The organism is Agreia sp. Leaf210 (genome assembly GCF_001421485.1).
Classification (GTDB): Bacteria; Actinomycetota; Actinomycetes; order Actinomycetales; family Microbacteriaceae; genus Agreia.
This window is the reverse complement of record NZ_LMKK01000003.1, coordinates 559,773-582,710: the sequence shown is the minus strand read 5'-3', so window position 1 is coordinate 582,710 and position 22,938 is coordinate 559,773. Positions and strand designations below refer to the sequence as shown.

Here is a 22,938-nt window from a genome sequence, read left to right as displayed (position 1 = left end):
ACAGCGCGCCAATCAGCCGTCGCTGACCCGGTAGACGTCGTACACGGCGTCGATGCGGCGCACAGCGTTGAGCACGCGGTCGAGGTGGGTGGTGTCGCCCATCTCGAAGACGAACCTGCTGATGGCCAGACGGTCGCTCGACGTGTTGACCGTGGCCGAGAGGATGTTCACGTGGTGCTCGGAGAGAACTCGCGTCACATCCGACAGCAGCCCCGAGCGGTCGAGCGCTTCGACCTGGATCTGCACGAGGAAGAGACTCTTCGACGAAGGCGCCCATTCCACGTCGATCATGCGCTCGGGCTCGTTAAGCAGCGAGGCCACGTTGTGGCAATCGGCCTGATGCACCGACACACCGGATCCGCGGGTGACGAAGCCCACGATCTTGTCGCCCGGCACGGGAGTGCAGCACTTGGCCAGCTTCACCAGGATGTCGGGGGCGCCCCTGACGAGCACGCCCGAATCGCTGAGTTTGCTGCGGCGACGACCGTGCACCACCACGTCGAGATCGGAGTCCTCGCTGATGGCCTCGTTCTGCAGGCCGGCAAGCACCTTCTCGATCACGGACTGGGTGGACACGTGACCCTCACCGATGGCCGCGTAGAGACCCGACACGCTGTCGTATCGCATCTGCGATGCAACCTCGGCGAAGGAGTCCTGGCTCATGAGCTTCTGCAGGGGCAGATTCTGTTTGCGCATGGCCCGAGCGATGGCATCCTTGCCCTGCTCGATCGCCTCGTCGCGTCGCTCCTTGGTGAACCACTGGCGGATCTTGTTGCGGGCACGAGGGCTCTGCACAAACGAGAGCCAGTCCTGACTCGGGCCGGAGTCGGGGTTCTTCGATGTGAAGACCTCGACCGAGTCACCGCTGTTGAGCGTCGACTCGAGTGGAACGAGACGGCCGTTGACCTTGGCACCCATCGTGCGGTGTCCGACCTCGGTGTGAACCGCGTAGGCGAAGTCCACCGGTGTCGCGCCGGCGGGAAGGCCGATGACCTTCCCCTTCGGCGTGAAGACGTAGACCTCCTTCGCGCCGATCTCGAATCGGAGCGAGTCGAGGAACTCCCCCGGGTCGACCGTCTCGGCCTGCCAGTCGGAGATGCGCGCGAGCCAGGCCATGTCGTTGTCGGCGGTCTGATCGACCTGGGCTGTGCGCCCGCCGTTCACCCGCTCCTTGTACTTCCAGTGAGCGGCGACTCCGTACTCGGCCTGGCGGTGCATCTCGTGGGTTCGGATCTGGATCTCGACCGCACGCCCGTCTGGACCGATCACCGTGGTGTGCAGCGACTGATAGAGATTGAACTTCGGCGTCGCGATGTAGTCCTTGAACCGGCCGGGAATGGGGTTCCATCGTGCGTGGATCGATCCGAGGACCGCGTAGCAGTCTCGAAGCGAGTTCACGAGAACCCTGATTCCGACGAGGTCGTAGATCTCGTCGAAGTCACGACCTCGAAGAATCATCTTCTGGTAGATCGAGTAGTACTGCTTCGGGCGACCGACGACCTTGCCCCGGATCTTCGAGCTCTTGAGGTCGTCGTTCACCGAGTCGATGACCTGCTGCACGTAGGCCTCGCGTTGAGGCGTGCGCTGGCGAACGAGGTTCTCGATCTCGACGTAGAGCTTGGGATACAGCACCGCGAAGCTCAGGTCTTCGAGTTCCCATTTGATGGTCTGGATTCCGAGACGGTGCGCCAGAGGAGCGTAGATCTCGAGGGTCTCCTTGGCTTTGCGTTCCGCGGATGCCGCGGGCACGAATCCCCAGGTTCGAGCGTTATGCAGGCGGTCGGCGAGCTTGATGATGAGAACTCGGATGTCTCTCGACATCGCGACGATCATCTTGCGCACGGTCTCGGCTTGCGCACTGTCGCCGTACTTGACCTTGTCGAGCTTCGTCACGCCGTCGACCAGCATCGCGACCTCGTCGCCGAAATCGGCACGCAACTGATCGAGCGAGTACTCCGTGTCCTCGACCGTGTCATGAAGGAGGGCGGCGGCCACGGTCTTCGACCCGATACCGAGTTCGGCGAGGATCTGAGCCACGGCGACGGGGTGCGTGATGTAGGGCTCGCCGCTGCGTCGCTTCTGGCCGTCGTGTGCCCGCTCGGCGACCGCGTAGGCCCGCTCGATGACGGTGAGGTCGGCCTTGGGATGGTTCAATCGAACCGTGCGAATGAGGGCATCGACGGCACCCGTTGGCTGGGCCCGCGAGAAAATGCGGGGAACCAGACGGCGCAGGCTGGCATTCGACGTCGTTGTGCTGTCCGTCATAGTGGGGCCTCCGCTGTCAATTATCCCCCGTGCCGGACCCTGTCGAGAACCAGGCCGTTACGCCGTGGGCTGACCTTCCACCACGGCATCCGTCGGACGGCCCGCTGCGGTCGCGCGTGCGCGCTCGGCGAGCGTCCGTTCGTTCTGCTTCGCGATCTTCGGCTCACGCTCCCGCAGCTGCGCATAGAGCGGTGCGGCGACGAAGATCGTGGAGTAGGTTCCCACGAGGATTCCGACGAGAAGAGCGAGCGAGATGTCGCGCAGCGTGTCTGCACCGAGCACGAAGGCGCCGATGAAGAGAATCGCTGCAACCGGCAGCGCAGCGACCACCGCGGTGTTGATGGAGCGAACGAGCGTCTGGTTCACCGCCAGGTTCACGGCCTCGCCGAAGGTCAGATGGGAGTCCTTGCCGAGTCGGGCGGTGTTCTCACGAACCTTGTCGAACACGACGACCGTGTCGTACAGCGAGTATCCGAGGATGGTGAGGAAGCCGATGACCGCCGCGGGCGTGATCTCGAACCCTGTCGCGGCGTACACACCGGCGGTGAGCACGAGGTCGTGCAGAAGCGCGAGCATGGCGGCGGCCGACATCTTCCAGGTGCGGAAGTAGATGGCCATGGCGATCCCGGCGAGGATCAGGAACACGACGAGGCCGCGGATGGCCTGGCCCGTCACATCGGATCCCCACGAGGCGCCGATGAACGAGGCGGTGATCTCTGTTTCGGGAACCTTGTAGGCCTCGGCGAGTGCCGTGCGGACCTCGTTGGTCTCGGCGCCGGTCAGCTGATCGGTCTGAACACGAACGCCGGACGCGCCCAGGGTCGAGACGCGGGCCACGGCCTGAGGAACAACGGAGGCGACGGCGTCTTCAGCCGCGGACTGCGGGGTATCGGCCACATCACTGACGACGAACTGCGAGCCGCCCCGGAATTCGATTCCGAAGTTGAACCCACCCTTGGCCAGCGGGATGGCCACCGAGGCGACCATCAGCACGATGGCGATCGTGTACCAGATGCGTCGGTGCTTGATGAAGTCGAAGGAGCGCTTGCCTGTGTAGAGGTCGTTTCCGAACTGCGCGAAACTGGCCATCAGGAGTCCTTCCCGTCTTTCTTGGTATCGGCGGGTTTCTCGGCCGTGAGTTGAGCAGCCTTGCGCTCTGCGATGGTCTGGCGAAGGGCAGCCTCGCGACCGGCTCCGGTCTTCTTGGTGGCGACCGAGTCGACCGGCTTGCGGAATTCGGCGCGTCCCCGATAGATGGCCCCGAGGGCCGTCGGGTCGAGACCCGAGGCCTTGTGTCCGCTCGAGAAGAACTTCGTCGCCGCAAGCAGACGCAGCACGGGGTGGGTGAAGAGGATGACGACGAGCACGTCGATCACGGTCGTCACCCCGAGCGTGAGCGCGAATCCGCGGACGTTACCGACGGCGAGCACGTAGAGCACCACGGCAGAGAGGAGGTTGACCGCCTTGGCCGCGTAGATGGTGCGCTTGGCGCGACGCCATCCTGCCTCGACCGCAGACGCGAGTCCCTTGCCGTCTCGGAGCTCATCTCGGATGCGCTCGAAGTAGACGATGAACGAGTCGGCCGTGAAGCCGATCGCCACGATCAGACCCGCGACGCCGGCGAGCGACAGTCGGAAGTCGATTCGCCACGACATGAGCGCGATCACGAGATACGTCATGATGCCGGCCACCACGAGCGATGCCACGGTGACGAGGCCGAGAGCGCGGTACTGGAAGAGCGAATAGATCACCACGAGGATGAGACCGATCAGCCCGGCGATGAGGCCGCTGAGCAGCTGCGACGATCCGAGGGTGGCCGAGACAGAGTCGTTGCTCTGCACGGTGAAGCCGATCGGCAGCGCGCCGAACTTCAGGTTGTCGGCGAGCGTCTTGGCGGAGTCCTGCGTGAACGACCCCGAGATCTGCGGGCGACCGTCGGTGATGACCGCGTTGGTCGTGGGGGCGGAGATGACCTTGCCGTCGAGAACGATGGCGAACTGGTTCTGGCTGCCCTGAAGAGCGTTGAGGCGGGTGGTGACGTCGGCGAACTTCGACGTTCCCTCGTCGTTGAAGATGATGTTGACGACCCACTGGCCGGTCGAGGCTCCGGTCTGCGTCTGAGCGACACCGCTCGTCGCATCGGAGATCATCTCGCCCGTCACCTCGACGGGGCCGAGGATGTACTTCGCGGCGTTGTTCTCATCGCAGGCGAGCAGCGGCTTGTCGGCCGGTGCCTGACCGGCGTCCTTCGCCCCGTCCGAATCGCAGCTAAAGTTCGTGAACTGATCCTGCAGAGCGGGCGTGACCCAGTTGAGGTCGCTCGCGTTCGTCGGTGCGACGGTCGGGGTGTCCGACAGGCCCTCAGCGGGCGTCGCCGTGGGGGTGACCGCAGCGGTCGGCGCCGCATCGGCGACGAGCACCGGACGGAACTCGAGCTTGGCCGACGACTCGATGCGGTTCAGCGTGTCCTGATCGGGCGTACCCGGAATCGAGACGACGATGTTCTGGCCGCCCTGAGTGCTGATCTCCGCCTCGGACACTCCCGACGCGTCGACTCTCTGCCGGATGATCGACACGGCCTGCGAGAGCTGGTCCGAGTTGACCTGCTGGCCGCTCTCGAGCTTGGGCGCGAGGATGATCTGCGTTCCGCCCTCGAGGTCGAGACCGAGCTTGAGTCCCCACCCCGCGCCCGGCGCGCTGAACAGCACACCGCCGGCGATGGTTCCTGCGAGCACTGCGAGGACTACGACGAGCCAGATGAGCGTTCGCCACGCCTGCTTGACCGCGGAAAGAGTTGATGCCACCGGCGAACTCAGCTTTCTTTAGCGCACGTCCGACGCCGGAGCGGTCAGGTGGTGTACGCGAGGGGTTGGAAAAGAGGGAGGTTACTCGTCGACTTTGTCGGTCTTCGACAGGGTCGGGCCCGAGGTGGCGGGCTTCGAGTCGGGAGTGGTCTCCGCGCTCTCCTCGAGACGCTCGCCGAATGCGGGCTCGGTCGTCGAGGCAACGGTATCGGTCTCGTCGTTCTCGGCCACGACGTCGTGGTCGTCGATGACCCGCGTGACAACCTGGCGGTGCACCGTGATGACGGTACCGGGCGACGTCTCGAGCTGAACCTTGTTGTCTTCTTCATCGATGTCGAGGATCGTTCCGAAGAGGCCGAAGTTGGTCATGACATCGGCACCGACCTGCACCTTCTGCTGCAACTCTGCAGTTTCGCGCTGGCGCTTGCGGCTGTTGCGGAACATGAAGAACACGAGGATGGCCAGTACCGCCAGCATGCCGATGGTGAGGGGATCAAGAACCATGAAAAAGTCGTGCCTTCCAGCAATGGGGGGTGATTGTCGGCTTCATACTAGTGACGCCGCCTGAAGACGGGCCTATGGGCCACAGTGAATTATAGGTCATCGCCGAACAGCGAGTCGGACGGGCGTCCGATTCCCATGTGCCGCCATCCCGCGGGAGTGGCCACGCGGCCTCTCGGCGTGCGGGTGATCAGACCGACCCGCACGAGGAAGGGTTCGACGACGCTCTCGATGGTCTCGGCCTCCTCCCCGACCGAAACGGCGAGGGTGCTGAGGCCGACGGGGCCGCCGTTGAAGCGCGTGATCAGGATGTTCATCACGGCCCGGTCGAGCCGGTCGAGTCCCAGAACGTCGACGTCGTAGAGTTCGAGCGCCGCGTCGACGACCGACGTGCTGGCCCGCCCGCCGTGCACCAGCGCGTAGTCGCGCACACGCCGCAGGAGGCGGTTGGCGATGCGCGGCGTTCCTCGCGATCGCTGAGCGATCTCGACGAGCGCCGACTCGTCTATCGACAACTCGATGAGAGCTGCCGCGCGGCGGAGGACGTGGACGAGCTCGTCCGTCGAATAGAACTCGAGATGCGCGGTGAAACCGAAGCGGTCGCGAAGCGGATTCGGCAGCAGACCCGAACGCGTGGTCGCCCCCACCAGGGTGAACGGTGCGAGATCCAGCGGGATCGACGTTGCGCCCGCACCCTTGCCGACCATGATGTCGATGCGGAAGTCCTCCATGGCGAGGTACAGCATCTCTTCTGCCGTGCGCGCCATGCGGTGGATCTCGTCGACGAAGAGCACCTCACCCGGTACCAGCGACGACAGGACCGCCGCGAGATCGCCGGCATGCTGGATGGCCGGACCGCTCGTGAGTCGGAGCGGACGGTCGCTCTCGTGCGCGACGATCATGGCGAGGGTGGTCTTGCCGAGGCCGGGCGGCCCGGCGAGCAGGATGTGGTCGGGGGTGCGATTCTGGATACCGGCCGCTTCGATCAGAAGCTGCAGCTGTCCTCGCACGCGGGCCTGGCCCACGAATTCTGCGAGGCTCTTCGGCCGGAGCGCGCCCTCGAAGGCGATCTCGCCTTCGGAGAGCGGTTCGGGATTCACGATCGGACTCGCGTCGCGCGGCATCCCCGAGTCGGCGGCGGTCATCGCGAGCCACCCGGATTGCGCGGGCCGAGTTCGGTCAGCGCGAGTCGCAGCAGAGCCTGAACCGACGCCGTCTCGTCGTCGGATGCATGCAGCAGCACGGCATCCAGGCCGGCCTCAGCCGCCTTCTCGTTCCACCCGAGCCCGACCAGAGCGGCGAGCACATCGTCGCGAATGCTGCCGGAGACGTCTTTCGCGACCGCGGGCGCCGCGGCGAAGACGCTGACCTTGCCCGCAAGAGAGAGAACGATGAGCTTGGCGGTCTTCGGCCCGATTCCCGATACTTTGCGGAACACGGCGTCGTCTTCCTGCGAGACGGCGACGGCGATCTGGGCGGGCGACAGCTCGGCGAGCACCCCCATGGCCGACTTCGGTCCCACGCCCGTCACTCCGGTGAGAAGGGTGAAGAGATCGAGGGAGTCGTGGTCGACGAAGCCGAACAGCGAGAGCGAGTCCTCGCGCACGATAAGGCTGGTGACGACGGATGCCTCGTGCCCCACCCGCAGAGACAGTGTGTGGGCGGGGGTCAGGGTCACATCGAATCCCACTCCCCCGACCTCGATGACAGCGGACGAGCCGCTCACGCGGAGGACAGTTCCTCGAAGGGCAGAAATCACCGTGTCAGCCTACGGGCAGTGCCCGCCGCTTTCTCCGCGGCGCGCCACGCCTGTTGGGCGCGGGTCATTCCCGAACCGGATGCCGAGCCGTCGGGCGCGTGGGCGCTCCGCGTGGCGGGCGAGCGCCACGCGTGACAGATGGCGAGAGCGAGAGCATCCGCGGCGTCGGCGGGCTTCGGAATCTCGGCGAGACCGAGGATCTTGGCGACCATGGTGCCCACCTGTTTCTTCTCCGCCTGCCCGTAACCGGTGATCGACGCCTTCACCTCGGTCGGCGTGTGCAGGCTGACCGGGATCCCGTGGCGGGCCGCCGCGAGGAGGGCGATCCCGCTGACCTGAGCCGTGCCCATCACCGTGCTCACATTGTGCTGGGCGAACACGCGCTCTATCGCGATGCTCTCGGGGCGGTGTTCGCCGATGAGCTCGTCGAGGCCGAGCGCGATCCCGAGGAGCCGCTGATCGAGATCCATCGTGGGAGGGGTACGCACCACGGTGACCGCGACGAGCGTCGCCACCCGGTTCGCCGTGACATCGACGACGCCGACGCCGCAGCGCGTGAGCCCTGGATCGATTCCGAGAACACGCACGTCGGGGTAGGCCCTACTCCTCGTCGGTGTCGAGTTCGGCGCGGACCTCGTCGCTCAGATCGACATTGCTGTAGACGTTCTGGACGTCATCGCTGTCTTCGAGGGCGTCGATGAGCTTAAAGACCTTGCGGGCGCCCTCCGCGTCGACGTTGACCTTGAGCGAAGCGACGAACTCGACGTCGGCGGAGTCGTACTCGATGCCCGCGCTCTGCAGAGCCTCGCGGTTGGCCACGAGCTCGCTGGGGTCGGTGACGATCTCGTACTGTGCGCCGTGGTCGATGACCTCTTCGGCGCCGGCGTCGAGCACCGCGACGAGAACGTCGTCCTCGGTGAGCGCGTCCGCGTGGGGAACGGCGATGACGCCCTTGCGGGCGAAGTTGTACGCGACGCTTCCGGGGTCGGCCATCGCGCCGCCGTTGCGGCTCATGGCCGTGCGCACCTCGGCCGCGGCCCGGTTGCGGTTCTCGGTGAGGCACTCGATCAGCAGTGCGACGCCGTTGGGGCCGTAGCCTTCGTACATGATCGTCTGGTAGTCGACCGACTCGCCGGTGAGGCCCGCGCCGCGCTTGACCGCGCGGTTGATGTTGTCGATGGGCACCGAGGTCTTCTTGGCCTTCTGGATGGCGTCGACGAGGGTGGGGTTGCCGTTGAGGTCAGCGCCGCCGATCTTGGCGGCGACCTCGATGTTCTTGATCAGCTTGGCGAACGACTTTGCTCGGCGCTGGTCTTTGACGGCTTTTTGGTGCTTGGTGGTCGCCCACTTGGAATGCCCGGACACTGTTCTGCTCCCTGCGTGCTCTATTCGATCAACGTCCAGTCTAAGTGAGCGCCGTGTTCTGCCTCGGAGAACCGCCGCTCAGGACATCCGTACCCCCGAGGCGCGCAGCTCCAGTGCCGCGAGAGCCCTGATGGCTGCAGCGTCCTGGCGGCGCCAGGCTCCGGCCGGATCGGGGTGCGCCGCGAGCAGAAGTGTGAGCTTCCTCCTCGATAGGGCGCGGCAGGCCAGCAGATCCCTCCCGGCCGCCGACATCGCGGCGTCGCGCGCGAGGCGGGCGCGGCGGGCGAATCTCATCCGCGGAATCAGCCAGCACAGCAGGATCGCCACGACAGGCAGGATCGCGGTGATCAGGCCCGCGGCGACGGCGAGCTGCTCCGTCGCCTGCTGCTGCCACAGCCCGACCTCGTTGAGCGTGCCGCCGGCTCCCGACGCCTCGTCGAAGGGGCCCCGGATACCGGAGCCGATCAGCGGTACCTGGCTGAGACGGTCGCTGATCTCCGTCATCGTCGATTCGAATCCGCTGCCGGCATCCGCCAACCGCGCGCCGATGGCCTGAAGGGACAGGATTGCGTTGTGCACGATGACGCCCAGCACGATGAAGAGGGCGATGCCGAGGATGGCAGCCGCGTCGGCGATCATCTGGCGTGCTCTGCGGAACGGGAAGTCGGAGTAGAGGATCATCCGACTATCTTGGCGACGATCGCTCGCCGCCGGGCTCAAGCGCGCGCGCGCTCCATGTGGTCTCGCACCTTGTCGAGGAAATACCGGTGGAATCTGGTGTCTCCCGTGACCTCCGGGTGGAAGGCCGTTCCGAGGAGATTGGCCGACTCGACGGCCACGACCCGTCCATCCGTGAGGCTGGCCAGCACCGTCACGTCGTCGCCGACAGACTCCACGACGGGGGCGCGGATGAACACGGCGTGCACGTCCGGCGCTCCCAGCTGAGGGATGTCGAGATCCGTCTCGAAGGAGTCAAGCTGGTTACCGAAAGCATTGCGGCGAACCGCGATGTCGAGGCCGCCGAGACTCCGTTGCCCGGGAATCGCGTCGAGGACGGTGTCGGCGAGCATGATGAGCCCGGCGCACGTTCCGTAGACGGGCAGTCCGGTATCGATCGCGTGACGCAGGGGCTCGGCCAGACCGAACGTCCGAGACAGCTTGTCCATGACGCTCGACTCCCCGCCGGGGATCACCAGCGCGTCGATCGACGCCAATTCCTCGGGTCTGCGAACCGAGACGGGCTCGGCACCGAGGGCGCCGACCACGCGCAGATGCTCCCGAAAGTCACCCTGGAGGGCGAGAACACCGACGCGCGGAGCGGCGGACCGACTACCAGCCACGCTCGGAGAGACGGTGCGGCGCGGGCACGTCGGCGACGTTGATGCCCACCATCGCCTCACCGAGACCACGCGAGACCTCGGCGACCACGGTGGGGTCGTCGTAGAAGGTCGTAGCCTTGACGATGGCAGCCGCGCGCTCTGCCGGGTTGCCCGACTTGAAGACACCCGATCCGACGAAGACGCCGTCGGCGCCGAGCTGCATCATCATCGCAGCGTCGGCGGGAGTCGCCACTCCGCCGGCGGTGAACAGCACGACCGGAAGCGTTCCGGTCTCGGCGATCTCGACGACCAGATCGTAGGGAGCCTGCAGTTCCTTTGCGGCCACGTAGAGCTCGTCTTTCGACATCGACGACAGGGCGGCGATCTCGGACTTGATCTTGCGGATGTGCTTGGTGGCTTCGGAGACGTCTCCGGTGCCCGCCTCGCCCTTGGACCGGATCATGGCCGCGCCCTCGTTGATGCGGCGAAGGGCCTCGCCGAGGTTGGTGGCGCCGCAGACGAAGGGAACCTGGAACTTCCACTTGTCGATGTGGTTCACGTAGTCGGCGGGGCTCAGGACCTCGGACTCGTCGATGTAGTCGACACCGAGGACCTGGAGCACCTGCGCCTCGACGAAGTGGCCGATGCGCGCCTTCGCCATGACGGGGATGGAGACGGCGCCGATGATGCCGTCGATGAGGTCGGGGTCGCTCATGCGCGCGACGCCGCCCTGCGACCGGATGTCGGCGGGAACGCGTTCCAGCGCCATGACGGCGACGGCACCGGCTTCTTCGGCGATCTTCGCCTGCTCGGCATTGACGACATCCATGATCACGCCGCCCTTAAGCATCTCGGCGAGACCGCGCTTGACGCGGCTCGATCCGTGCTCGGTGCGGCCAGTCTGGGAAGGTGTTTCGTGGGTGCTCATTGTGTCCTCTCGAACCCGATTCTACTCGGGGTGCTGGTGTCTAGGCTGACTCGGGCCAGGCTGCTGCGATAGACGCGCGCACGTCTCCGAGCAATTGCGGAAGTGCTTTCGTCTTGGCGATGATCGGAAAGAAATTCGAGTCCTGAGACCATCGTGGAACGACATGCTGATGAAGATGGCCAGCGATTCCCGCGCCCGCTACCGCACCCTGATTCATTCCGATGTTGAAGCCGTGGCACTGGGAGGTCTCGCGCACGACCCGCATCGCGGTCTGCGTGAGGGCCGCGATCTCCACGACCTCGGCCTCTGTGGCGTCGTCGTAGAGCGAGACGTGGCGATAGGGGCAGACCAGCAGATGGCCGCTGTTGTAGGGGAACAGGTTCAGAAGAACGTATGCGTGCTCTCCGCGATGCACGATGAGGGCCTCCTCGTCGCTCAACTGCGGAGCCCGGCAGAACGGGCAGGTGTCGTCACCCGTCACCGGGCCGTTCTCGATGTAGACCATGCGGTGGGGCGTCCAGAGACGCTGGTAGGCATCCGGGACACCCGCGAAATCGGCCGAGCTCTCGATCGGAACCTCGGGGAACTCCTGATCTGCGGGAATCACGCCTGGCCCTGGCTGGTGACCTGCAGCCGCGAATCGATAGCGGCCCGGATGCGGGCGACGGCCTCGGCGATCGGCACGCCGTTCTCCTGCGTGCCGTCGCGGAAGCGGAAGCTCACCGACCCCTGCGCGCGATCCTCTTCTCCTGCGATGAGCAGGAACGGAACCTTCTGCAGGGTGTGATTGCGGATCTTCTTCTGCATGCGGTCGGCAGACACGTCGAGCTCGGCCCGCACACCCTGCTTCTTCAGCGTCGAGACGACCTCGGCGAGGTAGTCCTCGTACTGCTCGGCGATCGGGATGCCCACGACCTGCACGGGTGCCAGCCACACGGGGAATGCGCCGGCGTAGTGCTCCGTGAGCACGCCGAAGAAGCGCTCGATCGAGCCGAAGAGGGCACGGTGGATCATCACCGGGCGCTTCTTCGTTCCATCGGATGCCGTGTACTCGAGCTCGAACCGCTCGGGCAGGTTGAAATCGAGTTGAACCGTCGACATCTGCCAGGTGCGGCCGATGGCGTCACGCGCCTGCACCGAGATCTTGGGTCCGTAGAACGCGGCTCCTCCAGGATCGGGCACGAGCTCGAGGCCGGACTCCGCGGCGACCTCTGCCAAGGTCGACGTCGCTTCCTCCCAGACGTCGTCGTCTCCGACGTACTTCTCCGGGTCCTTGGTCGACAGTTCGAGGTAGAAATCGGTCAGGCCGTAGTCGCGCAGCAGCGCAAGGATGAAGTTGAGTGTCTTGGTCAGCTCCTCCTTCATGTTCTCGCGAGACGTGAAGATGTGTGCGTCGTCCATCGTGAGACCGCGCACGCGGGTGAGACCGTGCACCACACCCGACTTCTCGTTGCGGTACACCGTTCCGAACTCGAAGAGGCGAAGAGGGAGATCCCGGTACGAGCGTCCTGATGAGCGGTACACCAGGATGTGCATCGGGCAGTTCATCGGTTTGAGGTAGTAGTCCGCTCCCTGGCGCGTGATCTCGCCTTCCTCGTTGCGGCCCTCGTCGAGGTGCATCGGGGGGAACATGCCGTCGGCGTACCAACCGAGGTGGCCGGACTGCTCGAACAGGTGCGCCTTGGTGATGTGGGGCGTGTAGACGAAGTCGTAGCCTTCCTCCTCGTGCTTGCGACGAGAGTAGTCCTCCATCTCACGGCGGATGATTCCGCCCTTGGGATGGAAGACGGCGAGACCGGACCCGATCTCGTCGGGGAAGGAGAAGAGATCGAGTTCGTTGCCGAGCTTGCGGTGGTCGCGCTTCGCCGCCTCCTCGAGGCGCGCCTGGTAGGCGCGGAGCTCGTCCTTGGTCGGCCAGGCCGTTCCGTAGATGCGCTGAAGCTGCTTGTTCTTCTCGGAGCCGCGCCAGTATGCGGCGGCCAGTCGGGTGATGGAGAACCCGTTTCCGACCAGACGGGTGGACGGCAGGTGAGGACCGCGGCACAGGTCCTTCCACAGTGTCTCGCCGGTCTTGGGGTCGACGTTGTCGTAGATGGTGAGTTCAGCTCCGCCGACCTCGACGGACTCGTCTGCGGTCTCGTCCTCGGGGGCCCCCTTGAGCCCGATGAGCTCGAGCTTGTACGGCTCGTCTGCCATCTCGGCCCGAGCCTCGTCTTCGGTGACGACGCGGCGGGTGAATCGCTGACCCTGGCGGATGATCCGCTCCATGGCTTTCTCGATGGCCTTGATGTTCTCGGGAGTGAACGGCTCTGCGACATCGAAGTCGTAGTAGAAACCGTCCGTGATGGGCGGGCCGATACCGAGTTTGGCCTCGGGGTTGATCGTCTGCACGGCCTGTGCGAGCACGTGGGCGGCGGAGTGGCGCAGGATATTGAGGCCATCGGCGGAGTCGATCGTCACCGGCTCGGTGGTGTCGTCGGCCTCGACCGTCGTGGCGAGGTCGCGCAGCTCGCCGTTCACCCTCATGGCCACGATGGACCGGTCCGGAAAGAGTTCGAATCCGTCAACCACTTTTTGTCCCGCTCCTTGTTATGTCACCGACCTATCCACTGTAGTGCCGGGTACGAGCAGCTCGATCCCGCGGTCCGCTGCGTGAGCGCATGGTTCCGGATGCCCGGGAACGACAAAAGCCCCCGGTTTCCCGGGGGCTTCATCTTCTGTGGGCGATACTGGGATCGAACCAGTGACCTCTTCCGTGTCAGGGAAGCGCGCTACCGCTGCGCCAATCGCCCATTCGTTGTGTCTCGAAGCGAGACCGGGTGAGTGAAACCCTGTTGAGTGGAGGTGGCGACGGGATTTGAACCCGTGTGGACGGCTTTGCAGGCCGCTGCCTCGCCTCTCGGCCACGCCACCATTCTTTGAGCTACACGTGGCACATGACTGTGCTTTGTGAATCTTCACACTCGAGCGGATGACGAGATTCGAACTCGCGACCCTAACCTTGGCAAGGTTATGCGCTACCACTGCGCCACATCCGCATTTGCTCGCTTTTCGGCGTGCGTTGAAGACTCTAGCCGAAACAACGCGGCATGACCAAACCGAGCACTTTTCGTCTCCGCCGGATTGCGGTCGAAGTCCCGTCGAGCCCCGGAACGGAGCCGAACGCGAGCGTTGACAGCGACGGGACGCCCCGGGCGTGTCGACGCGATTCCGCTGGCCGATGTGCGCAGCGCGCGCCGCGTCGGCTAGGATCGATCCGCGCTGCTTCGTGTGGCGCGTGACGGGCGATTGGCGCAGTTGGTAGCGCGCTTCGTTCACACCGAAGAGGTCATCGGTTCGAGTCCGGTATCGCCCACCCGTCAGAAGCCCTGGTCAATCATGAGATTGCCCGGGGCTTTTCTCGTTCGTCGAGCGTGCAGCGCGAACCACACCCCACGCGATGAGGCCCTGGCCCGCGAGGTAGAGGGCCATGATGATCAGGTCCTGCTGCACGAGCTCGAAGTCCGGCAGAAAGATGCGGCACGCGAGCAGGCTGTCGGAGCAGACGAAAAGCAGAGCGCCGATGGCCGTCAGCCGGTTCGTCGCGACGGCGACGGCTCCGGATGCCCCGAGCACGAGACCGTAGGCCGCCACCGGTATGAGCAGGCTTCCGAGCGAGGGAGCCAGCATCAGCACGAAGCCCACCCACCACAGCAGGTAGAGCCACGCCCCGAGGGGTACGCGCCCGCGCCTGAAGAAGGCGGCGAATGCGACGAGGTACAGCAGGTGCGCGACGAAGAACCCCGTCAGTCCCAACAGAAAGCCGACGTCGCCCGGCGAGGCCAGCAGCACATCACCCAGCCACGAGAATCCGAGGGCGGCGATGATCAGGACGGTTCCGGCGCCCCCTCGCCGATTTGTCATGAGGAGAACGGCCAGCAGCAGCGCGGGCATCAGCAGCGGCTTCGTCCACCCGGACAGCTCCGGCAGCTCAGCACTCAGGGCGACGAGGTGCACGGCGCTCAGCACGACGTACGGTACGACGGCCCAACGGCGGCTCCGAGTGCTCACCGGCGCGTGATTGTCGGTCATGCATCACACTGTGGCACGACGCGGGTCGATGCTGAAGCAGCAGGGGAATGTCTCGTCGGGTGCGCCGGTTGCGCAAACGGATACATTTGCATGGAAGCCGCAGAGAACGAGGAGATCGACATGACCAAGCAACTCGAGTTCGGACTGGACACGTTCGGAGACGTCACGTCGGATTCAGACGGAACGCCTCGAAGCTACCCCCAGGTCATCCGGGATGTCATCGCAGAGGGCGTACTCGCCGATCAGGTCGGGGTCGACTTCATCGGATTGGGTGAGCACCATCGCGACGACTTCGCCATCTCCGCGCCCGATGTCGCCCTCGCCGCCATCGCGGGGCAGACGTCGCGCATCCGACTCGGTTCGGCCGTGACGGTTCTGAGTTCGGACGACCCCGTGCGGGTGTTCCAGCGCTTCGCGACCCTCGACGCGGCATCCAACGGTCGCGCCGAGGTCATCCTCGGCCGCGGCTCGTTCACCGAGTCGTTCCCCCTTTTCGGCTACGAGCTCAGCCAATACGAGGAGCTGTTCGAAGAGAAGCTCGACATCTTCACCCGCCTGCTGACGGAGAAGCCCGTGACCTGGCAGGGCAGCACCCGTCCCGCGCTGGTCGATCAGCGTGTGTTCCCGACCACCGAGTCCGGCTCGCTGAAGACGTGGATCGGAGTCGGAGGAAGCCCTGAGTCCGTCGTTCGTGCCGCGCGATACGGACTGCCCCTCATGCTCGCCATCATCGGCGGCGATCCCGTGCGGTTCGCGCCCTATGCCGATCTGTACCGCCGCGCGCTCGCCCAGCTCGAGAGCCCCGAGTTGCCCATCGGCGTGCACTCCCCCGGCTACGTCGCCGCGACCGACGAGCAGGCACGCGAGGAGTTCTGGCCCGAGTACAAGAAGATGCGAGACCGCATCGGGGCCGACCGCGGCTGGCCGCCCATGGCGAAATCGGAGTTCGACCGTGAGGCCGGCCCGCACGGTTCGCTCTACGTGGGCTCGCCCGAGACCGTCGCCCAGAAGATCGCGTCGACCGTGCGCGCTCTCGACGCGACTCGCTTCGACCTCAAGTACAGCGCGGGTCCCCTCTCGCACGACCTGCTCATGACCTGCATCGAGCTGTACGGAACCGTGGTCATTCCGCGCGTCCGCGAGCTGCTCGCAGAATGACCGCCGCCGACACGAGCGGCGTCGGCTTCCGGTCGCAACGAGGCCCGGTTCTCATCGCCCTGATGGTGACCACCGGGCTCGTCGCGATCGATGCGACCATCCTCGCCACCGCCGTTCCCTCGATCGTCGACGATCTGGGCGGTTTCTCGCAGTTCCCGTGGCTCTTCTCGATCTATCTGCTCGCGCAGGCCGTCTCCGTGCCCCTCTACGCGAAGCTGTCCGACACGGTCGGTCGAAAGCCGATCATCCTCGTCGGCGTCGGACTCTTCCTTCTCGGCTCGATCCTGTGTGGATTCGCCTGGAGCCTACCCGCGCTCATCGCGTTCCGTGCGGTACAGGGTCTGGGCGCCGGTGCCGTTCAGCCGATGGCGATCACGATCGCGGGAGACATTTACACGGTGGCGGAGAGGGCCAAGGTGCAGGGCTATCTCGCGAGTGTCTGGGCCATCAGCTCTGTCGCCGGTCCCACCCTCGGCGGGGTGTTCTCCGAGTTCGTCTCGTGGCGGTGGATCTTCTTCATCAACGTGCCGCTCTGCCTCGTCGCCGGTTGGATGCTCGTGACCCGTTTTCACGAGAAGATCGACAAACGCGCCCACCGGCTCGACATCGCCGGCGCCGCTCTCCTCACGTCAGGGCTCAGCCTCGTCATCCTCGCCGTGCTCGAGGGCGGGCAGGCGTGGGACTGGGACTCGATTCCGAGCATCGCGGCCTTCGCGGTCGGTGGGGCGCTGCTCGCGGTGTTCGTGCTCGTCGAGCGGCGCGCGGCCGAACCGATACTCCCCCTCTGGGTCTTCTCCCGTCGGCTGCTCATCACGACGACGCTGATCTCGCTGGGTGTCGGAGCTATTCTCATCGGCCTCACCTCCTACGTTCCGACGTTCCTCGAGGGCGTCGCGGGAGCATCCCCCCTGATCGCGGGATTAGCGCTCGCCGCCCTCACCATCGGCTGGCCCATCGCGGCCTCGCTGTCCGGTCGGCTCTACCTGGGGTTGGGCTTTCGCACGACAGTGCTCATCGGCACGGGCCTCGCCGTGCTCGGAGCGACTCTGCTGATCGTCGTCTACCCGGCCGCGAACATCGTGCTCGTCGCGCTGAGCTGCTTCATGGTGGGCCTCGGTCTCGGGCTCGTGGCGACACCCAGCCTGATCGCTGCCCAGTCGAGCGTGCCGTGGAACGAGCGCGGCGTCGTCACCGGAACGAACCTGTTCTCGCGCTCGATCGGCAGCGCAGTGGGCGTCGCCGTGTTCGGAGCGATCGCGAACGGCATCTTCGGCGCGAGTGCGACGGGCGAGAGCGATCCCTCGGTTCTGACGAGTGCGTCAGGGGCGGTCTTCGCCGCGGTGCTCGTGTGCGCCGTGTTCACCGGTGCGGCCGCCCTGGCGATGCCGCAGGCGCGCGTGGAGGACGTCGAGCACGTGGAGGCCTCGAGCTAGTCCCCTCGCTATGGGCGTCGGCTCTCGAGTGCCGACGACACGGCGGCGAACTGCGTGCGGCTGACCGCACTGGCCTCGCGTCGCATCCCCGACTCGAAGACACGGAAGACCCTGTCGAGACGCACCCAGCTCGGGCGGCCCTGAGAGTCCCATGGCCCCGGACCGATGTAGACGAAATGCTGCTCGTCGCGTTCGTGCGGCTTGCTCGTGAGTTGCAGGGCGAGAACCGACCGCGGTGAGTCGCGCGTCACGATTAGCACGGGACGATCCTTGCCGCGCCCATCGTTCTCTTCGAAGGGCACCCATGTCCAGACCACTTCTCCGGGATCCGGCTTGCCGTCGACGTGCGGCTCGAACGAGAGGCGGCGCCGCCGGAGCGCATCGACCCCCGCCTCGATCGTGGCACCCGCTCCCGTTCGGCCCGGCGAGGGGATATCGCCCCCGCCTCGTGGCGTGGACTTTCGGGATGTCTCGCCCGTGCGGAACGCGGAGAGAAGGCTCCTTACGATCGTCGTCAATGCGCGGAGTCTCATGAGGCCGAGCGTACCGGGTCGTCAATCCCCACCCGTTCGGCAGGCACGATTGCTAGACATACCGAATGACGATTCGCGCCGACGGCACTGTTCCCCTCCGCTCCTACGGTGTTATCGGCGACGGGAGGACGATCGCTCTGATCGCTGAGGACGGCGGCGTGGACTGGCTGCCGATGCCGAGCATGGATGGGACTCCCGTCTTCGGTCGCCTGCTCGACGCGGAGGGCGGCGGCGCCATCGATCTGATGCCGGCTGAGGACTACACCGTGTCTCGTCGCTATGTCGATGGCACCAATGTGCTGGAGACCACCTTCACGACGAGTTCCGCCGAGGCCGTTCTGACAGATGCCCTCGTGACGGGCGTAGCCGGGCGGCTCCCGTGGACCGAGCTCGCCCGGCGAGTGGATGGCGTCCGGGGTGAGATGCGGTTCCGCTGGCGCGTCGCGCCGGGAACGTGCTTGTCGACGGCGTCGCCCTGGAAGCAGGAGACTACGCACGGACCGGTGATTCGCGTCGACGGCGTGACGATCGCCGTGCGCGGCCTCGAGCACGGGCCACGCGGCGGAGGTGATGCCGCGCTCGCGGGGTCGTTCACGACCGCCAAGGGTTCGCGTCACGTGGTCACCGTGGTCGGAACGTCCAACGAGCCTCTGCACCTTCCGGTCGCCGCCAACGTCGATCGTGGCATCGACCGCACGATCGAGAATTGGCAGTTCTGGTCACGCGAGTTCAGCTACGACGGTCCCTGGTCCGACGACGTGCACCGCAGCGCCCTGGCCCTGAAGCTGCTCATCTTCAGCCCGACGGGCGCCATCGCGGCCGCGGGAACCACCTCACTGCCCGAGAATCCGCGTGGCGGCAAGAACTGGGACTACAGATTCGCGTGGGTGCGCGATGTCGCGTACACCCTGCACGCGCTCATCCGCTTCGGGCTGCGCGAAGAGACGCACGCGGCCGTCGCGTGGCTCCTGACCACCATCAGGCAGAACGGCCCCGAGCTGCACATCTTCTACCGGCTCGACGGATCTCTGCCGTCAGGGGTCACGGAGCAGGATGTGCCGGGCTGGAACGGGGCAGGCCCGGTCGTGACGGGAAATCCCGCCAGTGGACAGTTGCAGCTCGGCGTCTACGGCGACCTGTTCGACGTCATGCGCCTCTACGTCTCGGCGGGCAACGTTCTGGATGCGGAGACGGGTCGACTCCTCGCCTCCGTCGCCGACCGCGCCTGCGACGCGTGGCGGCAGCGAGACGCCGGCATGTGGGAGCTGGAGGACGTGCAGCACTACACCTCCGCCAAGATGGGCTGCTGGCAGGCTCTGGATGCCGCGGTGGAGCTCTGCGAGAAAGGGCAGATCCCCGGCGACTCCGCCCGCTGGATCGCGGAGCGCGAACACATCCGCGAGTGGATCGAGGCGAACTGCTGGTCGGAGGAGAGGCAGAGCTACGTGGCCTATCCGGGCTCCGATGAACTCGACACGTCGGTCCTCCTGCACGCGTCGAGCGGATTCAACAGGGGCGAGCGCATGTCGAAGAGCATCGATGCGATGCGTGAGGAGTTGGGCAGGGGCCCGCTGCTGTACCGCTACTCGGGCGCGGATTCAGAAGAGGGGGCGTTCGTCGCGTGCTCGTTCTGGATGGCTCAGGCGCTCGCGTGCGTCGGGAGGATCGACGAGTCCGTCGCCCAGATGGACGCCATGATCGCCCTCTCGAACGACGTGGGGATCTACTCCGAGATGATCGATCCAGACGACCTCGCCTATCTCGGCAATCTCCCGCAGGCCCTGAGCCATCTGGCGTTGGTGAATGCGGCGATCACGATCGAGGAGCTCACGGGCCGGTCGTAGCCGCGCCGAATCCCATCACGACTTCTCGGGCGGCGCAACCCGACCCGTGACGGGGGTCGCCATGCCTATCGTGGAGTATATGGATCTACGAATCTCAGGCAAGAAGGCGCTCATCACGGGAGCCGACTCCGGAATCGGTTGGAGCACAGCGAGGGTTCTGCTCGCTGAGGGCGTGACGGTGGTCATCACCGATCTCGATCAACGACGGCTCGACGATGCCGCCGCACGACTCGGTGCCGACGAAGGCATGCTGTTCGCGTTCGCTGGAGATGTGACGGACACTGCCTCGCTGGCCTCCTTGCACTCCCGGGTGGCCGAGGCGGTGGGACCGATCGACATTCTCGTGCAGTCGGCCGGGGTGACGGGTGCCCAGGGTCTCTTCCACGAGATCGACGACGCCGGATGGGTCGACACCCTCACCGTCGACCTGCTGGGACCTGTGCGGCTGGTGAAGGAGTTCCTTCCCGATCTCCGCGAGGGAGGCTGGGGTCGGCTGGTGTTCCTCGCCTCCGAGGACGCCGTGCAGCCTTACGACGACGAGCTTCCCTACTGCGCGGCGAAAGCCGGAGTGCTCTCTCTGGCGAAAGGATTGTCACGCAGCTACGCACGCGAGGGCCTGCTGGTGAACGCCGTCTCCCCCGCCTTCATCCACACGCCCATGACCGACGCCATGATGTCCAAACGCGCCGACCAGACCGGCACGTCCTTCGACGAGGCCATCGAGAGCTTCCTCGATGAGGAGCGGCCATTCATGGAACTGCACCGCCGCGGAGAACCGGATGAGGTGGCCGACGTCGTGGCGTTCCTCTGCTCGGATCGTGCGAGCTTCGTCAACGGATCGAATTACCGCGTCGACTCCGGCTCCGTAGCGACCATCTGACCACCCACCAGACCCCCTTCGAAAGGAAACCACAATGACAACCACGATCGAACGCCCCGCGAGTGCGCCGAGCGATGCAGGAGCGAAGAGCACCCGACGCCAGAACGCCGAACGGGGATTCAAGGCATCGAAGTCGCTGACGGACAACATGCAGAAGGTTCTCGTCGACCTCATCGAACTGCATCTTCAGGGAAAGCAGGCGCACTGGAACGTGGTCGGCAAGAACTTCCGCGACCTGCACCTCCAGCTCGACGAGATCATCGACGCGGCCCGCGAGTTCAGCGACACCGTGGCCGAGCGACTCCGCGCTCTGCACGCGATCCCGGATGGTCGTAGCGACACCGTCGCAGCGACGACCACCCTGCCCGAGTACCCGAACGGCGAGGTCGACACGGCCGAGACGGTCGATCTGGTCACCGTGCGCATCGAGGCCGTCGTCGGCACGATGCGTGACGTGCACGACGAGGTCGACGAGGCCGACCCCACGAGCGCGGACATCCTGCACGCGATCATCGAGCGGCTCGAGCAGTACGCCTGGATGGTCTCGGCGGAGAACCGCACGGCGACCAAGAAGTCCTGACGTCCCGAAGCATTTGTAACGACGAACGGCGTGCCGCTTCCCGAGAGGGAAGCGACACGCCGTTCGTCGCTGTGTGGGTGATGCAGAGCGGCTGTTAGCGGGTCTCCTCCATGAGGATGTATCCCTCTTCGCCGTGAACGACGGTGTCGATGCCGGCGATCTCGTCTTCGTTCTTGACTCGGAAGCCCATCGTCTTCTCGATGATGAGTCCGATGATGTAGGAGAGCACGAACGAGTAGATGAGAACGGCGAACGCCGCGATGGCCTGCTTGCCGAGCTGCTCGCCACCGAAGCCGAAGAACAGGCCGACGTTGTTGCCGAGCAGACCGATGTAGAGCGTTCCGATGAGTCCACCGACGAGGTGGATACCCACGACGTCGAGCGAGTCATCGAATCCGAGCTTGAACTTGAGGTCGATCGCGACGGCGCAGATGGCGCCGACGAGGATACCGAGGACGATGGCCCAGAACGGCGTCAGGATGTTACACGCCGGGGTGATCGCGACCAGACCCGCCACGGCACCCGATGCGGCTCCGACCGAGGTGGGCTTGCCGTCCTTGATCTTCTCGACGATGAGCCAGCCGAGGATCGCGGCGGCCGGGGCGGCGATCGTGTTGAGGAACGCGACAGCGGCGATTCCGTCGGCGGCCAGCTCGCTGCCCGCGTTGAAGCCGAACCAGCCGAACCAGAGCAGACCGGCGCCGAGGAGGACGAAGGGCGGGTTGTGCGGCTTGTGCACGCCCTTGGCGAAGTTCACGCGCTTGCCGAGGACGAGCGCTAGGGCGAGAGCGGCGGCACCGGCGTTGATGTGCACGGCCGTTCCACCGGCGAAGTCGTTCGCGCCGACACCGTATGCGATCCAGCCACCGTCGGTGATCGAACCGTCGGTGACGGTGAAGTTGAAGACCCAGCTGGCGACAGGGAAGTAGACGACGGTCGCCCAGACTCCTGCGAACACCATCCAGGCGCCGAACTTGGCCCGGTCGGCGATCGCTCCCGAGATCAGGGCGACAGTGATGATGGCGAATGTCGCCTGGAACGCCGCGAACGCGAGCGTCGGATAGGCGGTCGTGATGTCACCACCGGTGGCCTCGTTGAACGCACCCTGCAGGCCGAGCTGGCTGAGGTCGATGCCGAACCAGCCGTCGATGCCCACGTAGTCGCCGACGCCAGCGTTCGAGAACGTGATGGCGTAGCCGTACAGAACCCAGAGAACGCCGATGAGTCCCATGGCTCCGAAGCTCAGCATCATCATGCTGATCACGCTCTTGGCCTTGACGAGTCCTCCGTAGAAGAACGCGAGTCCCGGCGTCATCAGGAGTACGAGGGCTGCTGCTATGAGCAAAAAGGCGGTATTGCCCTGGTCCATTGAAATTACCTCTCTTAGTTGTTGCAAGGTGCACCGAGAGATGATGACGAACGGGGGTGCTGTTAGAAGGAAACCAGCGCGCGCGCCTCACTCGGGTATGCCCAACTATCGTGTGAAGAAGTTTCAAGA

21 protein-coding genes and 4 tRNA genes are annotated in these 22,938 nt (G+C 65.5%); 6 read left to right on the top strand and 19 right to left on the bottom strand.

All coding sequences use genetic code 11. The annotated features are described in order from the left end of the window. Positions 1–12: 12 nt before the first annotated feature. The 16 genes from ASE64_RS13155 to ASE64_RS13080 all read right to left on the bottom strand — a co-directional run bounded on the left by ASE64_RS13155 (position 13) and on the right by ASE64_RS13080 (position 13,979). Complete coding sequence (locus ASE64_RS13155; protein ID WP_055781258.1) at positions 13–2,265, bottom strand: RelA/SpoT family protein; 2,253 nt, start codon at positions 2,263–2,265, stop codon at positions 13–15. 57 nt (positions 2,266–2,322) lie between these two features. Further along, positions 2,323–3,354, bottom strand: a complete 1,032-nt coding sequence (gene secF, locus ASE64_RS13150) for a protein translocase subunit SecF (RefSeq protein ID WP_055781255.1) — start codon at positions 3,352–3,354, stop codon at positions 2,323–2,325. Then, entirely contained in the window at positions 3,354–5,069 is a 1,716-nt protein-coding gene (gene secD / locus ASE64_RS13145) for a protein translocase subunit SecD (protein WP_055781251.1), read from the bottom strand. The genes secF and secD overlap by 1 nt, the downstream gene beginning before the upstream one ends. Positions 5,070–5,150: 81 nt before the next feature. Then, positions 5,151–5,573 (bottom strand): preprotein translocase subunit YajC, encoded by a 423-nt coding sequence (gene yajC, locus ASE64_RS13140; protein ID WP_055781249.1) that lies wholly within the window; start codon positions 5,571–5,573, stop codon positions 5,151–5,153. Between the two features lie 89 nt (positions 5,574–5,662). Then, positions 5,663–6,694 (bottom strand): Holliday junction branch migration DNA helicase RuvB, encoded by a 1,032-nt coding sequence (gene ruvB / locus ASE64_RS13135; RefSeq protein WP_235480642.1) that lies wholly within the window; start codon positions 6,692–6,694, stop codon positions 5,663–5,665. A gap of 17 nt (positions 6,695–6,711) precedes the next feature. Next, positions 6,712–7,329: a Holliday junction branch migration protein RuvA gene (gene ruvA, locus ASE64_RS13130; protein WP_055781244.1), complete on the bottom strand. Its 618-nt coding sequence runs from the start codon at positions 7,327–7,329 to the stop codon at positions 6,712–6,714. After that, positions 7,326–7,916 (bottom strand): crossover junction endodeoxyribonuclease RuvC, encoded by a 591-nt coding sequence (ruvC, locus tag ASE64_RS13125; protein ID WP_055781241.1) that lies wholly within the window; start codon positions 7,914–7,916, stop codon positions 7,326–7,328. Before ruvC ends, ruvA begins: the two co-directional genes overlap by 4 nt. A 13-nt stretch (positions 7,917–7,929) precedes the next feature. Next, complete coding sequence (locus ASE64_RS13120; RefSeq protein ID WP_055781239.1) at positions 7,930–8,694, bottom strand: YebC/PmpR family DNA-binding transcriptional regulator; 765 nt, start codon at positions 8,692–8,694, stop codon at positions 7,930–7,932. 78 nt (positions 8,695–8,772) lie between these two features. Next, the gene (locus tag ASE64_RS13115) at positions 8,773–9,375 is read right to left on the bottom strand and encodes a hypothetical protein (protein WP_055781236.1); all 603 of its coding nucleotides are present in this window, start codon (positions 9,373–9,375) and stop codon (positions 8,773–8,775) included. A gap of 35 nt (positions 9,376–9,410) precedes the next feature. Then, positions 9,411–10,034: a pyridoxal 5'-phosphate synthase glutaminase subunit PdxT gene (gene pdxT, locus ASE64_RS13110; RefSeq protein ID WP_055781233.1), complete on the bottom strand. Its 624-nt coding sequence runs from the start codon at positions 10,032–10,034 to the stop codon at positions 9,411–9,413. After that, positions 10,024–10,941, bottom strand: a complete 918-nt coding sequence (gene pdxS, locus ASE64_RS13105; RefSeq protein ID WP_055781230.1) for a pyridoxal 5'-phosphate synthase lyase subunit PdxS — start codon at positions 10,939–10,941, stop codon at positions 10,024–10,026. The genes pdxT and pdxS overlap by 11 nt, the downstream gene beginning before the upstream one ends. 40 nt (positions 10,942–10,981) lie before the next feature. Further along, on the bottom strand, positions 10,982–11,548 hold the full coding sequence (locus ASE64_RS13100; RefSeq protein ID WP_235480620.1) for an HIT family protein: 567 nt from the start codon (positions 11,546–11,548) through the stop codon (positions 10,982–10,984). Beyond that, positions 11,545–13,467, bottom strand: a complete 1,923-nt coding sequence (gene thrS, locus ASE64_RS13095) for a threonine--tRNA ligase (protein WP_235480641.1) — start codon at positions 13,465–13,467, stop codon at positions 11,545–11,547. The genes ASE64_RS13100 and thrS overlap by 4 nt, the downstream gene beginning before the upstream one ends. Before the next feature lie 194 nt (positions 13,468–13,661). Beyond that, positions 13,662–13,733 (bottom strand) — tRNA-Val (locus ASE64_RS13090). A 47-nt stretch (positions 13,734–13,780) separates the two neighbouring features. Then, positions 13,781–13,854: transfer RNA gene (locus ASE64_RS13085), tRNA-Cys, on the bottom strand. Positions 13,855–13,907: 53 nt separating this feature from the next. Next, positions 13,908–13,979: transfer RNA gene (locus ASE64_RS13080), tRNA-Gly, on the bottom strand. Positions 13,980–14,223: 244 nt separating this feature from the next. Between ASE64_RS13080 and ASE64_RS13075 the strand changes: the two genes are divergently transcribed. Next, a tRNA-Val gene (locus tag ASE64_RS13075) sits at positions 14,224–14,296 on the top strand. A gap of 17 nt (positions 14,297–14,313) precedes the next feature. On the opposite strand, the gene ASE64_RS13070 is transcribed toward ASE64_RS13075, so the two are convergent. Then, positions 14,314–15,012, bottom strand: a complete 699-nt coding sequence (locus ASE64_RS13070; protein WP_055781226.1) for a lysoplasmalogenase — start codon at positions 15,010–15,012, stop codon at positions 14,314–14,316. A 120-nt stretch (positions 15,013–15,132) separates the two neighbouring features. On the opposite strand from ASE64_RS13070, the gene ASE64_RS13065 reads away from it, so the two are divergent. Both ASE64_RS13065 and ASE64_RS13060 read left to right on the top strand, forming a co-directional pair. Beyond that, a complete protein-coding gene (locus ASE64_RS13065; protein ID WP_055782031.1) occupies positions 15,133–16,170 on the top strand; it encodes an LLM class flavin-dependent oxidoreductase in 1,038 nt (345 codons plus the stop codon). Continuing rightward, positions 16,167–17,603, top strand: a complete 1,437-nt coding sequence (locus ASE64_RS13060; protein ID WP_055781223.1) for an MFS transporter — start codon at positions 16,167–16,169, stop codon at positions 17,601–17,603. Before ASE64_RS13065 ends, ASE64_RS13060 begins: the two co-directional genes overlap by 4 nt. A gap of 8 nt (positions 17,604–17,611) precedes the next feature. On the opposite strand, the gene ASE64_RS13055 is transcribed toward ASE64_RS13060, so the two are convergent. Further along, complete coding sequence (locus ASE64_RS13055) at positions 17,612–18,136, bottom strand: type II toxin-antitoxin system PemK/MazF family toxin (RefSeq protein ID WP_082466279.1); 525 nt, start codon at positions 18,134–18,136, stop codon at positions 17,612–17,614. 65 nt (positions 18,137–18,201) lie between these two features. On the opposite strand from ASE64_RS13055, the gene ASE64_RS13050 reads away from it, so the two are divergent. The 3 genes from ASE64_RS13050 (at position 18,202) to ASE64_RS13040 (ending at position 21,440) form a co-directional block, all read left to right on the top strand. Beyond that, positions 18,202–19,980 carry a glycoside hydrolase family 15 protein gene (locus ASE64_RS13050; RefSeq protein WP_055781220.1) on the top strand — a complete coding sequence of 593 codons (1,779 nt, stop codon included), beginning with the start codon at positions 18,202–18,204 and terminating at the stop codon, positions 19,978–19,980. A 79-nt stretch (positions 19,981–20,059) separates the two neighbouring features. Beyond that, positions 20,060–20,860 carry an SDR family NAD(P)-dependent oxidoreductase gene (locus ASE64_RS13045; protein WP_055781218.1) on the top strand — a complete coding sequence of 267 codons (801 nt, stop codon included), beginning with the start codon at positions 20,060–20,062 and terminating at the stop codon, positions 20,858–20,860. Positions 20,861–20,894: 34 nt separating this feature from the next. Next, a complete protein-coding gene (locus ASE64_RS13040; protein ID WP_055781215.1) occupies positions 20,895–21,440 on the top strand; it encodes a Dps family protein in 546 nt (181 codons plus the stop codon). A 94-nt stretch (positions 21,441–21,534) separates the two neighbouring features. Here ASE64_RS13040 and ASE64_RS13035 read toward each other — a convergent pair whose 3' ends face one another. Next, complete coding sequence (locus ASE64_RS13035; RefSeq protein WP_055781212.1) at positions 21,535–22,809, bottom strand: ammonium transporter; 1,275 nt, start codon at positions 22,807–22,809, stop codon at positions 21,535–21,537. Positions 22,810–22,938 lie beyond the last annotated feature (129 nt).